This is a genomic window from Noviherbaspirillum denitrificans (assembly GCF_002211445.1).
Taxonomy (GTDB): Bacteria; Pseudomonadota; Gammaproteobacteria; order Burkholderiales; family Burkholderiaceae_D; genus Noviherbaspirillum; species Noviherbaspirillum denitrificans.
Genome location: NZ_LSTO01000001.1, coordinates 1,058,026 through 1,071,860, shown reverse-complemented (window position 1 = coordinate 1,071,860; position 13,835 = coordinate 1,058,026). Strand labels below are relative to the sequence as shown.

Below are 13,835 nucleotides of genomic sequence, written 5' to 3'. Positions count from 1 at the left end.
CCCCTTCCGCCGCCGTTTCCGGCGTATTTTCGTCGCGTTCGATCAGCGGCTCGGCGAGCCACCATCCGGTATAGCTTTCGCGCTCGGACTTGCGTTCGCGCAGCCGGTCAAGGGCGAGGCGGGTGGTGACCGTGACGAGCCATGCTTCCGCAGACTTCAGGCCGGTATGGTCCGCCGCCTGCCAGCGCAGCCAGGCGTCCTGTACGACGTCTTCTGCATCGGCGCGCGTACCCAGCATCTTGTAGGCCACCGAAAACAGCTTTTTCCGGAGTCCGGCAAAAATGCCGATAACGTCCTCGGTTTGCGGCATGGGCAGTCCTTCCATCGCGCACCTTACATGCCGGGCGCCGGCACTTCGGGAATCGGATTGCGCAGGCTCAGGTTGAGCATGTTCCAGCTCTTGATCGCTGCGACAGCATAGCCCAGTTCGACCACTTCGGTCTCCGAGAAGTATTCACGCACCCGGCCAAATTCGGCGTCGCTGGCATCGCTGTGTGGTTGGGCATTGACGATTTCCACCCAGCGCAGCGCAGCCCGCTCTCGTTCGGAAAAGAAAGGTGCTTCGCGCCAGACGGCGACCGCATTAAGGTGGCGCGGGTCCATACCTTGGCGGACCAGGTCACGCCAGTGCATGTCGACACAGAAGCCGCAGCCGTTGATCTGCGAAATGCGGAGGTTGACCAGCTCGACCAGGCGTTCGCCCAGCGAGCTCTGCTTGACCGAGCCGGACAGGTTCAGCAAGGCCTTGAGGTTGGCCGGGGCAAATTTGAACAGGGAAATGCGTGCAGCGTGCGACATACCAATCCTTTCGATGAATGGGTACGGCATCCAGTATGCCGTCCTTGATTGCTAGACGCGCGGGGACGGACGTTTGTGACAATGATGGCGCAAAAAACAAAAAGCCACCGAAGTGGCTTTTTGTTGCTTACCTGAAACCTTGGTGACTTACTTCACGCAGTCCACAAAGTACCCGCGCTTGCCGTTCACATCCTGCGTGACGAGGCCGTGCACGTCGGTTTCGAAGCCCGGGAATTTCTCATTGAAGTCGCGCGCAAACTTCAGGTAGTCGACGATGGTCTTGTTGAAGCGTTCGCCCGGGATCAACAGCGGGATGCCCGGCGGGTAGGGCGTCAGCAGGATGGCAGTAACGCGGCCTTCCAGCTCTTCGATCGATACGCGTTCGATGTCGCGGTGCGCCATCTTGGCGAAGGCTTCGGACGGCTTCATCGCCGGCTGCATGTCGGACAGGTACATTTCCATGGTCAGGCGCGCCACGTCGTAGGTCTTGTACATGTCGTGGATCGACTGGCACAGGTCACGCAGGCCGATGCGCTCATAGCGCGGGTTGGCTGCAGCGAACTCCGGCAGGATGCGCCAGATCGGCTGGTTCTTGTCGTAGTCGTCCTTGAACTGCTGCAGCGCGGTCAGCAGCGTGTTCCAGCGGCCCTTGGTAATGCCGATGGTGAACATGATGAAGAACGAGTACAGGCCGCACTTTTCGACGATGACGCCGTGTTCGGCCAGGTACTTGGTCACGATCGATGCCGGGATGCCGGACTCGCCGAACTTGCCGTCCAATGCCAGGCCCGGAGTGACGATGGTCGCCTTGATCGGATCGAGCATGTTGAAGCCCGGCGCCAGCTTGCCGAAACCGTGCCAGTCGTCTTCCGCGCGGATCACCCAGTCTTCGCGCGAGCCCATGCCTTCGTCCGCGAAGTTGTCCGGACCCCAGACCTGGAACCACCAGTCCTGGCCCCATTCCTGGTCGACCTTGCGCATCGCGCGGCGGAAGTCGAGCGCTTCGAGGATGCTTTCTTCGACCAGCGCGGTGCCGCCCGGCGGTTCCATCATCGCCGCAGCGATGTCGCAGGAGGCGATGATCGCGTACTGCGGCGAGGTCGAGGTGTGCATCAGGTAGGCTTCGTTGAACATGTCCTGGTCGAGCTTCACCGTCTGCGAATCGCGCACCAGGATCTGCGATGCCTGCGACAGGCCGGCCAGCAGCTTGTGCGTGGACTGCGTCGAGAAAATCAGCGATTCCTTGGCGCGCGGACGGTCCTTGCCGATCGCGTGCATGTTCTTGTAGAAGTCGTGGAAGGTCGCGTGCGGCAGCCAGGCTTCGTCGAAGTGCAGGGTGTCGATCTCGCCGTCGAGCATTTCCTTGATGGTCTCGACGTTGTACAGCACGCCGTCGTAGGTCGATTGCGTGATGGTCAGGATGCGCGGCTTCTTGTTCACGGCTTCGCGCGCGAACGGGTTGGCCTCGATCTTCTTCATGATGTTTTCGATCTTGAACTCTTCGAGCGGAATCGGGCCGATGATGCCGAGGTGGTTACGCGTCGGCATCAGGAACACCGGGATCGCGCCGGTCATGATGATCGAGTGCAGGATCGACTTGTGGCAGTTGCGGTCGACGACGACGATGTCGCCGGGGCCAACGGTCGAGTGCCATACCATCTTGTTCGAGGTCGAGGTGCCGTTGGTGACGAAGTAGCAGTGGTCGGCATTGAAGATGCGTGCGGCATTGCGCTCGGATGCGGCCACCGGGCCGGTGTGGTCGAGCAGCTGGCCGAGTTCTTCGACCGCGTTGCAGACGTCGGCGCGCAGCATGTTCTCGCCGAAGAATTGGTGGAACATCTGGCCGATCGGCGATTTCAGGAAAGCCACGCCGCCCGAGTGGCCGGGGCAGTGCCAGGAATACGAACCGTCCTTCGCGTAGTGAACCAGCGCGCGGAAGAAGGGCGGCGCCAAGCCGTCGAGGTAGGACTTCGCCTCGCGGATGATATGGCGCGCGACGAATTCCGGGGTGTCCTCGAACATGTGGATGAAGCCGTGCAGCTCGCGCAGGATGTCGTTCGGGATGTGGCGCGAGGTGCGGGTTTCGCCGTACAGGTAGATCGGAATGTCGGCGTTCTTGTAGCGGATTTCTTCGACAAAGGCGCGCAGCGACTTCAGCGCGACGTCGGTTTCCTCGGACGAGCCGCCGCCGAATTCCTCGTCGTCGATGGACAGGATGAAGGCCGATGCGCGCGATTGCTGCTGCGCGAACTGCGACAGGTCGCCGTAGCTGGTCACGCCCAGGACTTCCATGCCTTCGTCCTCCATGGCTTGCGCCAGTGCGCGGATACCGAGGCCGGAGGTGTTTTCGGAGCGGAAGTCCTCGTCGATGATGACGATGGGGAAGCGGAATTTCATGTGGTCTCCAGAAAGGACAGAGACGCCTGGGCGGGAAAGCTTGCGCGCCGAAAAAAAGAAAAACCGAATTTTCGCAGATATGGCGGGGGCGTGCGCGAAATGGCGATGATTTTGCGAAGATTGCAGGAAATTGTCGTTTTGATATTGATGATTCTTGTCTGTATGCACCGTCATCCGCAGGGGCAAGGATGACGGTGCATGTGCGCTCGGGATCAGCTCGGATAAATCACCGGCTCGGGAATCGTCTCGCTTCCCTTTTCAGGCGCGCCGCCCTCGATATGCGCTTTCATCCGCATCAGGTCTTCATCCAGCTGGTGTTTCGGATTGCCGCGGAAGAGTGTGGCGACCGCATCGCCAAGCGTGCCCGCCGGCGGTTTGTAGGTCATATGGACGCTGGCGCGTGTGCCGGTACCTGCCGGCTCGAAGCGCACGCGGCCGGTGTGCGCGACTTCTGCCTCCTGCGTGGTGCGCCAGGCGAGGGTATGCGGCCGGTCGCTTTCCGTTACCGCCGCATCCCATTCGATCCGCATGCCGGCAGGCCCGCTGACCACCCAGTGCGTGCGGCCGTCGCCGACGTCGCGGACCTCCTGCACATTGGACATGAACTGCGGGAAGTTCTTGTAATCGGACCAGGCGTCGAACACGGCTTCCGGTGCGGCTTCGATGTAGATGGTCTTGTTCAGCTCGACGGTTTGAGACGCTGCGTTCGCGGATGAGCGTCCCTGCATCTTTGCCAGGCCGCGTGCCAGGAGGCCGATGCCGACCGCTGCAGCAGCCAGCCCGAGTGCGGAGCGGTTGCGCAAACCATAGGCGCTGAGCGCGCCGCCGCCTACCGTGGCTGCTGCGCGCCAAGCCGGCGGCCAGTTGGATTGCATGACCGGTGTATGGATCCGGCGCGGCCGGCCTTCGCCCTGCAGAGAGGGTACGCCGTTGGAATTGGTGTGAACCTGTAGGGCGTCATCGATGCCGCGCACACCGGACACCGTGCGTACCGCCATCAAAAGCTGGTCCTTTTCGTGCGCGAAAACCGGTCCGCTGAGGATGATATTGCCGTCCTGCGCGTGCACCTTGATCGCATGCGGATGCGACACCGCACGGCCGACGCGCGAGCGCACGCGTTCGACAAGCTGCTGGTCATCGGTCGTCCTGCCGCGTCTTGAAAAAAGGCGTCCGGTCTTCGCGCGCATGCCTTGCATGCGGTTGGCAAAATCGCGCGACGCAGTGCCGATCGCATCCGACGAGAGATGCGCGGTGTGGACGGCCTTGTCGCGGATGAGGGCGCGCCGCCGTTTGCCGCGCTCGGGATCGGACAGGTACATGGCCGCCGCACCGATTGCCGCGCCGGCGAGCCACTTTCCCCACGCTTGCGATGTTGCCGACTCCTGGTCCATGACGATCTCCTTTTGTTTGTTGACGGAATGGTGCAGCCGGTCAACAACCGACTAACCGGCCGCGACGGATAAATGAGACAGGCAGAGGGGAGAGGAGTTGCCCGGCGATTGCCGGGCAGGAGATGCTTAGAGGTGCAGCCAGGCAAGCACGCCGAGGCCGAGGCCGGCGGCGGCAACGGCGTAGGAAGCGTATTCAAGCCATTTTTTGCGGGTGAGCAGGGTGATGGCGGCCAGCGAGATCGCGATTTGCTCCGCGGTCATCGCCTGCGCCCAGCGGTGGTGCTGGTGCATCTGTTCATCGGATTGCCGGTCCCAGTTCACGGACGTCGCTTCCAATTCTTCGGCCTTGCCCTTGATGTCGGCCTTTTCCGCCTTGTAACGCTCGACTTCGGCCTTGTACTTGTCCGTGTCGATCCCGGGCAGGCTCAGCGCGAGTTCCGCCAGGTTCTGCTTGTTGGACTTGGCCTGGTAGTAGTTCCACTGGTTGGAGGCCTCGGTCTTCTTGATCGCGGCGTTGTTCTTGAACAGCGCGGCGTTGTTTTGCGTGGCGCCTGCCTGGTAGCCGAAGATCGCGCCGACCGTGGCGAGGATCGCGGTGGTTACCGCGATCTTGTTGGAAAAGCCATCGCCGCCGTGGGCAGCGTGTTCCACTTCATGGTCATGCGGGCCATGGACGTGAAAACCGTGTCCTGACATTTATTCTCCTGTGCGTTCGTAGGTAACGTAAGCGAAATCGAATCCATTGGATTCGGAATGATGGGATTCGCGCGCGACCTCTTTCCATTGCTTTGGATCGATCGCGGGAAAGAAGGCATCGCATTCGAAGGCCTTGCCGATTTCCGTCACGACCATGCGGTTCGTGATCGGCAGCGCTTCGGCGAAGATCTGGCCGCCGCCGATGATGCAGGACGGTGTTTCACCGACCAGCTTCAACGCGGCTTCCAGCGAGTACGCGACGTCGACGCCGTCATGCTTCCAATCCGGATTGCGCGTGATGACGATGTTGCGCCGGTTGGGCAGCGGGCGTCCGATGGAATCGAAGGTCTTGCGGCCCATGATGATGGGGCGGCCGGTGGTGGTGCGCTTGAAATGCGCAAGGTCCTCCGGCAAATGCCAGGGCAGCTTGTTGTCGATTCCGATGCCGTATTTTTCGTCGAAGGCAACGACGATGGTCAGGTCCGCCATCAGACCGCCACCGGCGCCTTGATGTGCGGATGCGACTCGTAGCCTTCGATGGCGAAGTCTTCGAACTTGTAGTCGAAGATCGATTCCGGCTTGCGCTTGATGACCAGCTTCGGCAGCGCGTAGGGCGTGCGCGAGAGCTGTTCCTGCACCTGCTCCATGTGGTTGGAGTACAGGTGGCAGTCGCCGCCGGTCCAGATGAATTCGCCGACCTCGAGTCCGGTCTGCTCCGCCACCATATGCGTCAGCAGGGCATAGGACGCGATGTTGAACGGCACGCCGAGGAAGATGTCGGCGCTGCGCTGGTAGAGCTGGCAGGACAGCTTGCCGTCGGCGACATAGAACTGGAAGAAGGCGTGGCAGGGGGGCAGCTTCATCTGCGGGATGTCGGCCACGTTCCAGGCCGAGACGATCAGGCGGCGTGAATCCGGGTTGTTGCGGATCTGGTCCATTACCTGCGTGATCTGGTCGATGTGCTTGCCGTCCGGCGTGGGCCACGAGCGCCACTGGTAACCGTAGATCGGGCCGAGGTTGCCTTCCGCATCCGCCCATTCGTCCCAGATGGAGACGCCGTTATCCTTCAGGTATTTGGTGTTGGTCGAGCCGGCCAGGAACCAGATCAGTTCGTGGATGATGGATTTCAGGTGCAGCTTCTTGGTCGTCAGGAGCGGGAAGCCTTCCTGCAGGTTGAAACGCATCTGGTAGCCGAAGACCGAGCGCGTGCCGGTGCCCGTGCGGTCTGTTTTTTCGGTGCCATGGTCGTGCACATGGCGCATGAAGTCGAGGTATTGGCGCATGGGTCTGCTTGATCGATTGAACCGGGTATTTTAATGGAATTCGACGGCCCGCCCGTCCGAATTATTGTTGACCGAATTGCAATGCGGCGAGGCTCGCATACAGCCCGCCTTGTGCGACTAGGGACGCGTGCGTGCCGCTTTCCACGACGCGGCCGTGCTCCATCACAATGATCCTGTCCGCGCGCTGAACCGTTGCCAGCCGGTGCGCAATGACCAGGGTTGTCCGTCCGACCATCGCGGCTTCCAGCGCGGCCTGCACCAGCCGCTCCGATTCCGCGTCGAGCGCACTTGTCGCTTCGTCAAGCAGCAGCAGGGGCGGATTTTTCAGCAGGGCGCGTGCGATCGCGATGCGCTGGCGCTGCCCGCCCGACAGACGCACGCCGCGCTCGCCGAGGAAGGAGCGGTAGCCCTCGGGCAGGCGTTCGATGAATTCGTGGGCGGCCGCCAGCTTTGCCGCCTGTATCACTTCTTCGTCGCTGGCATGCGGGCGTCCGTAGCGGATGTTTTCCATCGCGTCGGCGGAAAAGATCACGGTATCTTGCGGCACGATGCCGATCGCGCCGCGCAGCGCGTGCAGGTCGAGCCGGCGGATGTCGACGCCGTCGAGATGAATGCTGCCGTGCTGCGGATCGTAGAAGCGCAGGAGCATCTGGAACAGCGTCGTCTTGCCCGCACCGGATGGGCCAACGATGGCGACCGTCTCGCCGGGGCGTGCATCGATCGATACATCGGACAGCGAGGCCGACTGCGGGCGCGACGGGTAGTGGAAAGTCAGGTTGCGCAAGGCGAGGGTGGCACCGTTCGCGGTGCGAGCGGGCAGATCGACCGGCCTCTCCGGCGAGCGGATCGGCGATTGGACGACGAGCAGTTCCAGCAAGCGTTCCGCCGCGCCGGCGGCGCGTTGCGCTTCGCCCATCACTTCCGACAGCGCGCCGGTGGCGCCTGCCACGATCGACGCATACAGGATGAACTGGCCGAGTTCGCCGGTCGTCATCCGGCCCTGAATCACTGCATGTGCGCCCAGCCAGAGCACGAACACGATTGCGCCGAACACCAGCAGGATGGCCAGTGCGGTGAGCATCGAACGCGCGCGGATGCGTTGCATCGCGGTATGGAAAGCGCGTTCCACCGAGCCGCCGAAACGCGAAGCCTCATTCCGTTCCTGCGTATAGGCTTGCACCGTCGGCATTGCATTCAGGATTTCGCCCGCAAGCGCCGACGCATCCGCGACGCGATCCTGCGAATCGCGCGAAAGCTTTCTCACGCGCCGCCCGAACAGGATGATCGGGACCACCACGGCCGCCAGCATTACGATGATGATCGACGACAGCTTGACGCTGGTGACGAACAGCATCACGAGGCCGCCGGCGAACAGCAGGGTATTGCGCAGGGCCAGCGAAATACTTGTACCGACAAGTGTCTGGATCAGGGTGGTATCGGTGGTGAGGCGCGACAGCACTTCGCCGGTCTGTGTGGTTTCGAAGAACTGCGGACTCTGCGTGACGACATGGCCGTACACCGCGCTGCGCAGGTCGGCGGTGACGCGCTCGCCCAGCCAGGACACCATGTAGAAGCGTGCTGCGGTGGCCAGCGCCAGCACGCTTGCCACGCCGAAGAGCGCCAGGAAATACACGTCGATATGCGCCGGGTCCTGCAGCCCGCCGGGGCCGAACCCGGCGTCGATCATGCGTCGGAACGCGTAGGGAATCGCCAGCGTGGCGCCGGCGGCGATAACCAGCGCCACGCCGGCAAGAACGAACTGCCGTTTGTACGGCGCGAGGAAGGGCAGGAGGCCCTTCAGCGTGGCGATGCTGCCTTTTTGTTCTCTTGGTGTGGTCATAGTTTCAGCGGTTTCACATAGCCCGTCAGTTCGAGGTAACCACGTCCGGCGGGCCGGCCGTCGCGCTTGATCGTGACGGCGCCTTCCCAATATACCGAACCCGTCGATTGCCGCGAGTCGAGTTCCTGGTCGTCCTGCAGCGGCTCGAGTTCCCATTGCATGCCGCCGGTGCGCACCTTGACGGCGACCGGATAGGCGGCGCCGGTGCGCGGCGATCGCCATGTCCGCTGCGGGAAGAATTCGACATCGTCCGGTCCGAAATGCGTGACGCGGCCGGAGCGGTCGCGCAGGGCGGCATGGGACCAGAGCGTACCGCCTTTTTTCATGCGGATGCGGAAGACCATCAGCGCGGCGCCGTCATCCATGTTGGCGCCGATCCAGTCCCAGCCCGCGGCTTCGGGATCGAGCACGGAAGTCGACCATTCATGGTCCAGCCACGCGGTTCCGGTGACCGGCACCGGCTTGCCTGCACGCGACACCGAACCTTCGACCTTCAGTTGCGGTTCGCTGTAGTAGTAGCTGGCCTGTTCCGGCTTCGGTCCCTTGCGGGAGAAGCCGTTTTCGCCCTGCAGCATGGGGGCCTGCGTTGGCGTCAGCACCAGGTTGAGCGTGAAGTCGCGGCCTGGCAGGCTGGCGCGGTAACGCCCGTCCGCTTCGCGCACGAATTGCCAGGTATCGAGCCTGACATCGGTATTGCCGGTGCGGGCATAGGCGCGTCCGAATCCTTCGCGTGCGCTTTTCTGTTCGTGCAGCAGTTTGCCGGCTGCCGGATCGGACAGCGCGGCATGGGCGATGATGAGCTGCTTCGGCGCGAAGCGGCTGGGATTGTCCGCATCGTGGTCGGTGGCGGAGCGGAAGAAGGTGATCTGGAAGCCGAGCGACTTCTTGTCGGGCGTTTCCAGCCATCCGGTCACATACCACCATTCTGTGCGGTAATCGGGATGCGCGCCCATGTCCTGCGGCAGGTTGACCGTCTTCCCGGGCACCACGGCGGAGAGCTGCGGCGGCGCTGCGGATACCGGCAATGCCAGCGCGAGCAGCATGAGCGTCCGCAGGATGAATGCGAGCATCACCAGTCCTCCCGCACCGCGCGCACGGCATCGCCCGACACCGCATAGCGCCCGGACGCAAGCGCCGTGAGCGCCGCCGATACCAACAGCACCCCGCCCACCGCCGCGATCATGCCCCAGGGCATATGTAGCTGCATGGTCCAGTGGAAGGACTGCGGATTGACCACGAACACCAGGATAAGGCTGATCGCGCTGCCGAGCAGGAAGCCGACGGCAATGCCGAGCACGGTGAGCAGGCTGCCTTCCGCCGCCAGCATGGCGAGAATCTGCCGGCGCATGACGCCTACATGCCGCAGCATGCCAAATTCCTTGGCGCGTGCCAGCGTTTGCGCGGAAAAGGTCGCTGCCACGCCGAACAGACCGATGACCATCGCCACCGCTTCGAGCAGGTAGGTGACCGCGAAGCTGCGATCGAAGATGCGCAGGCTGATGGCGCGGATTTCCGCGGGTTCGGAGAATTCGAGCGCATCGCCGAATGGAAGCCGCCGAAGGCTTTCGATGACTTGCGACGTAGCGGATCCAGCGTGCAGCCAGAGCGCCGCGTCGTTTACTTCGACATCGCCAGTCAGTTGCCGGTAGTCGGACAGCCGCATCTGCAGCGCGCCCGACTGCCGCACATAATCGCGCCAGACACCGGCGACGAAGACATCGCGCGTTTGACCCGCGAGCGGCAGCTTGTAACGGTCTCCGGGATGGAATCCGTAGAGGTCGGTCATTGCCTCCGAAATCCAAACCGGTACTGCGTCAGCCGGCAGGTTCGCGGCAGGGACCGGTTCCCCGACCAGCGGCAGGATGCGTCCGGGGTCGGCTGTGTCGATTGTCCGCGCGAGCAGGGCAACGGGAGGGCGCGCGGGATCGAGCGTCAGTTGCGAGACACGCAGAAAATCGGCGCGGGCGACTCCGGGCGCGGTGGCAATCGCTTTCTGTTCCGCCGGCGCGAAGGCACCGGTGTTGCCGCCCGCCGCGGAACGTACATACAGGTCCGCCGCCAGCACCTGCGACAGCCAGTCGTCGACCGACACGCGGAAACTGGCAACCATGATCGCCATCGCGACCATCAGGCTGAAACTCGAGAGCACGCCGCCAAGCGCTATCGATGCCTGGTTCGGGGCATTGGCGAGGCGGCCGAGCGCGAGCGCGGTGACAGCATTCGATCGTGGATGGATGAGGACGCGGGACAGGAAGGAAAACACCAGCGCCGCCATGCGCGGCATCAGCCCGATGCCGCCGATCAGCAGCAGCGCAATGGACAGGTAGCCGAACACCGGCAATTCGAAGACCGGCGGCAACTGCGACATCGCGCCGCCGGCGGCGAGGCAGGCGAGGGAGGGCCAGGGCGATGCCAGGCGGGACAGGGCGATGTCTTCGCTTCCGGACTTGAGCGCCTGCGCCGGTCGCGCACGTGCCGCTTCCCACGCCGGGGCGGCGCAACCCAGCAGCGCTGCCGTCGTGCCGAGCAGGAAGAACGTGATCGCTGCGGGCAGCGAAAACTGCGCGGATGGCTGGACGCCGGGGAAGTAGCCGCCGCCCAGGTCGCCGCCGAACAGGCGCAGCGCGGCGGCGGCAATGGCGTAGCCGCCGGCGATCCCGGCAAGCGAACCGGCGATTCCAAGGAAAGCACCTTCGCCGAGGATATGCGCCAGCACTTCGCGCCGTGTCATTCCCGATACGCGAAGCAGCGCGAGCTGGCTGCGGCGGCGCAGCACAGACAGCGCCTGGGTCGAAAACACGAGGAAGGCGCCGGTGAAAAGCGCCACCAGCGCAAGCATGTTGAGGTTGACGCGGTAGGCGCGCGACATGTTCGCCGTGCGCGCTTCCTGGGCTTCGGTTTCGGTGACGATCATGCCGGCGGGCAGCTCCTTTTCAAGCGCCGCCCGGAAGGCGCCGCGGTCGATGCCCGGGGCCAGCTTCAGCTCAATGTGCGACAGCCGTCCGACTCGGTTGAAGCGCCACTGCGCCGCGCCAATGTCCATCACCGCAATCCGCTGCCCGGCGCGAGCGCGCATGAGCCCGCCGGCAACGCGCAAGCCGACCGTCTGTGTGCCGGCGCGCAGTTGCACGCGGTCGCCTTGTTTCGCCTGCAGCCACTCCATCGCGGCAGGCGACAGGAAGATCGCATCGTCCGCCAATGTGTCGAAGGCACGGTCTTCCGCCGGTACGCCGACCAGATCGGGCGCAATGAACCCGGCCTGGAAGACGTCGATGCCGAGTATTTTCAATGAACCCTGCCGTCCCGGCACCGCCGCGTCGACCTCGATGACCGGGCTGGCCACGACGATTTCCTTGCGCTGCTCCAGCATTGCATAAACCGACTCATCAAAGGTCGATTGCGTGCCGCGCACCTGCAGGTCGGCCTGCCCGGAAAGGCTTTTGACGGCGGCCGAAAATTCATTGAACGCGGCCGCGTTGATCAGATGAATGGCAAAGCCAAGCGCGACACCGAGCGCGATCGCGGCCGCCGCGACAAGTGCGCGTACCGGATGCGCGCGCCACTCGCCAGCCGTGAGCCAGCGCCGGAGCTGTGCAATCGATCCCCTGTTCATGCCGGTTGCAACCCGTCGCGGGTCAGGACCAGCACACGGTCAGCGGTTGCAGCGGCAGCGGGCGAATGGGTGACGATAATGCCAGCCGCGCCGTTGTCCTTGATCTCCTTGCGCAGCAGCAGCAAGACCTCGTGCGCGGTATCCGGGTCGAGGTTGCCGGTGGGTTCATCCGCCAGCAGCAGCTTGGGGCGATGCACCAGCGCGCGGGCAATCGCGACACGCTGCATTTCACCGCCGGAAAGCTGGCGCGGATAGTCGTCGCCGCGATCATGCAGGCCGACGGCTTGCAGCATCTGCGACGCGCGTTCCAGCCCGGACCGGTTCAGCATCAGGGGCAGGGCGACGTTTTGCATGACCGTCAGGTGCGGCAGGACATGGAAGGCCTGGAATACAAAGCCGAACTTTTCCCGCCGCAACTTCGTCGCCGCATCGTCGTCCAGGCGCGTCATCTCGACGTCGTCGATGCGGATTTCGCCTGAATCCGGTTTGTCGAGGCCCGCGATCAGGTTCAGCAGCGTCGACTTGCCAACCCCTGACTCGCCCATAACGGCCACATACTCGCCGGCCTCCAGCGTGTAATCGACACCCGCCAGCACCTGCCTGCCGCCTGCATACGATTTGTTGATGTCCCGCAGTCTGAGCATGTCGTTATGGAAGAGAGGAATTATTGTTTCCGGAGCAATGCGCGTAAGGAAGGGCATGCGAAAACGACATAAGCAAATGCATCTTGTGTCGCCTCAAAGCCGCGAGGAGTCCGCCAAATATGATATCGAAAATCCTTGCCGTTCATCCCGCAGCGCCTAATCTGGCATGTGAGCAAGTTTGCCTTATCGAACCTATGCCCAACTTCCCATCCGGCCAGCCCCACTTCCTGCAGCTGTACCACCGGGATGCGGACGTCATCCGGACTGAACTGGTCGATGGCCTGCAGGCGCCAATGGCCACAGTGTCACCCAAGTACCTGTACGACGCGCTCGGATCGAAGTTGTTCGAGGCGATCTGCCAGCTTCCCGAGTACTACCCGACCCGCACCGAAGCCGGCATTTTCGAACGCCATCTTTCCGAGATCGCGCGTTCGGCGGGCCGCGGCAGCACCTTCATCGACCTCGGCGCCGGCAATTGCGCCAAGGCGGAAAGCCTGTTCCATGCGCTGCAGCCCAGACAGTACGTGCCGATCGACATTTCCGTCGACTTCCTGCGCGATGCGGTCGAGCGCGTCCGGCAGCGCTTTCCCATGATCGCAGTCAGCGGGATCGGCATGGATTTCTCGTGCTCGCTCGACCTTCCGGAAACCATACGGCGCGAAAAGCGCCTGTTTTTTTATCCGGGCTCGTCCATCGGCAACTTCACGCCGCACGAGGCCGCCGCCTTGCTCGGCCGCATCCGCGATGCCTGCAACCGCGACGGCGGGTTGCTGATCGGCGTCGACTTGCTGAAGGATAAGCCGGTGCTCGACGCGGCCTACGACGATGCGATCGGGGTGACCGCCGCCTTCAACCTGAACATGCTGCGCCACCTGAACACCCTGGTCGACGCCGATTTCGATGTCGGTGACTGGCGGCATGTCGGCTTTTTCAATGAAGAACTCGGACGCATCGAAATGCATCTCGAGGCACGCCGGAGCGTGACTATCCGCTGGGACGGCGGCGAACGCCGTTTCCGGCAGGGCGAGCGCATCCACACCGAGAACAGCTACAAGTACACGCGGCATGATTTCCTGCAATTACTGGAACGCGCCGGCTTCGGCAGCGTGCAAACCTGGACGGACGATCGCGAGTGGTTCATGGTGTGCCATGCGCGCGCCGTTTAAGGAGACG

12 protein-coding genes are annotated in these 13,835 nt (G+C 63.2%); 1 reads left to right on the top strand and 11 read right to left on the bottom strand.

All coding sequences use genetic code 11. The features are described from left to right. From AYR66_RS05320 to AYR66_RS05270, 11 genes are all read right to left on the bottom strand, one after another. Window positions 1-325 (bottom strand): sigma factor (locus AYR66_RS05320; RefSeq protein WP_420093086.1); only part of this gene is annotated, 325 nt, incomplete at its 3' end. A gap of 8 nt (window positions 326-333) precedes the next feature. After that, on the bottom strand, window positions 334-798 hold the full coding sequence (locus AYR66_RS05315) for a carboxymuconolactone decarboxylase family protein (RefSeq protein ID WP_088709612.1): 465 nt from the start codon (window positions 796-798) through the stop codon (window positions 334-336). 147 nt (window positions 799-945) lie between these two features. Then, complete coding sequence (locus AYR66_RS05310) at window positions 946-3,195, bottom strand: arginine/lysine/ornithine decarboxylase (RefSeq protein WP_088706662.1); 2,250 nt, start codon at window positions 3,193-3,195, stop codon at window positions 946-948. Between the two features lie 212 nt (window positions 3,196-3,407). Further along, window positions 3,408-4,586 (bottom strand): SRPBCC family protein, encoded by a 1,179-nt coding sequence (locus AYR66_RS05305; protein ID WP_088706661.1) that lies wholly within the window; start codon window positions 4,584-4,586, stop codon window positions 3,408-3,410. Between the two features lie 126 nt (window positions 4,587-4,712). Next, the gene (locus AYR66_RS05300; protein ID WP_088706660.1) at window positions 4,713-5,282 is read right to left on the bottom strand and encodes a DUF4337 domain-containing protein; all 570 of its coding nucleotides are present in this window, start codon (window positions 5,280-5,282) and stop codon (window positions 4,713-4,715) included. After that, entirely contained in the window at window positions 5,283-5,771 is a 489-nt protein-coding gene (locus AYR66_RS05295; RefSeq protein WP_088706659.1) for a dihydrofolate reductase, read from the bottom strand. Further along, window positions 5,771-6,565, bottom strand: a complete 795-nt coding sequence (locus tag AYR66_RS05290) for a thymidylate synthase (RefSeq protein ID WP_088706658.1) — start codon at window positions 6,563-6,565, stop codon at window positions 5,771-5,773. Before AYR66_RS05290 ends, AYR66_RS05295 begins: the two co-directional genes overlap by 1 nt. Before the next feature lie 61 nt (window positions 6,566-6,626). Then, entirely contained in the window at window positions 6,627-8,405 is a 1,779-nt protein-coding gene (locus AYR66_RS05285; RefSeq protein WP_088706657.1) for an ABC transporter transmembrane domain-containing protein, read from the bottom strand. Next, the gene (locus tag AYR66_RS05280) at window positions 8,402-9,475 is read right to left on the bottom strand and encodes a lipocalin-like domain-containing protein (RefSeq protein WP_088706656.1); all 1,074 of its coding nucleotides are present in this window, start codon (window positions 9,473-9,475) and stop codon (window positions 8,402-8,404) included. The genes AYR66_RS05285 and AYR66_RS05280 overlap by 4 nt, the downstream gene beginning before the upstream one ends. Continuing rightward, window positions 9,475-12,018: an FtsX-like permease family protein gene (locus AYR66_RS05275; protein ID WP_088706655.1), complete on the bottom strand. Its 2,544-nt coding sequence runs from the start codon at window positions 12,016-12,018 to the stop codon at window positions 9,475-9,477. The genes AYR66_RS05280 and AYR66_RS05275 overlap by 1 nt, the downstream gene beginning before the upstream one ends. Continuing rightward, window positions 12,015-12,662 (bottom strand): ABC transporter ATP-binding protein, encoded by a 648-nt coding sequence (locus AYR66_RS05270; RefSeq protein WP_088706654.1) that lies wholly within the window; start codon window positions 12,660-12,662, stop codon window positions 12,015-12,017. Before AYR66_RS05270 ends, AYR66_RS05275 begins: the two co-directional genes overlap by 4 nt. Before the next feature lie 194 nt (window positions 12,663-12,856). Between AYR66_RS05270 and egtD the strand changes: the two genes are divergently transcribed. Further along, window positions 12,857-13,828, top strand: coding sequence for an L-histidine N(alpha)-methyltransferase (gene egtD / locus AYR66_RS05265; protein WP_088706653.1), 972 nt, complete (start codon window positions 12,857-12,859; stop codon window positions 13,826-13,828). The last annotated feature ends 7 nt before the right edge of the window (window positions 13,829-13,835 follow it).

What these genes read in the sequence shown, in the direction of transcription:
- AYR66_RS05315 (WP_088709612.1), bottom strand. Translation starts at nt 798, where the DNA reads ATGTCGCACGCTGCACGCATTTCCCTGTTCAAATTTGCCCCGGCCAAC.
- AYR66_RS05310 (WP_088706662.1), bottom strand. Translation starts at nt 3,195, where the DNA reads ATGAAATTCCGCTTCCCCATCGTCATCATCGACGAGGACTTCCGCTCC.
- AYR66_RS05305 (WP_088706661.1), bottom strand. Translation starts at nt 4,586, where the DNA reads ATGGACCAGGAGTCGGCAACATCGCAAGCGTGGGGAAAGTGGCTCGCC.
- AYR66_RS05300 (WP_088706660.1), bottom strand. Translation starts at nt 5,282, where the DNA reads ATGTCAGGACACGGTTTTCACGTCCATGGCCCGCATGACCATGAAGTG.
- AYR66_RS05295 (WP_088706659.1), bottom strand. Translation starts at nt 5,771, where the DNA reads ATGGCGGACCTGACCATCGTCGTTGCCTTCGACGAAAAATACGGCATC.
- AYR66_RS05290 (WP_088706658.1), bottom strand. Translation starts at nt 6,565, where the DNA reads ATGCGCCAATACCTCGACTTCATGCGCCATGTGCACGACCATGGCACC.
- AYR66_RS05285 (WP_088706657.1), bottom strand. Translation starts at nt 8,405, where the DNA reads ATGACCACACCAAGAGAACAAAAAGGCAGCATCGCCACGCTGAAGGGC.
- AYR66_RS05280 (WP_088706656.1), bottom strand. Translation starts at nt 9,475, where the DNA reads ATGCTCGCATTCATCCTGCGGACGCTCATGCTGCTCGCGCTGGCATTG.
- AYR66_RS05275 (WP_088706655.1), bottom strand. Translation starts at nt 12,018, where the DNA reads ATGAACAGGGGATCGATTGCACAGCTCCGGCGCTGGCTCACGGCTGGC.
- AYR66_RS05270 (WP_088706654.1), bottom strand. Translation starts at nt 12,662, where the DNA reads ATGCTCAGACTGCGGGACATCAACAAATCGTATGCAGGCGGCAGGCAG.
- egtD (WP_088706653.1), top strand. Translation starts at nt 12,857, where the DNA reads ATGCCCAACTTCCCATCCGGCCAGCCCCACTTCCTGCAGCTGTACCAC.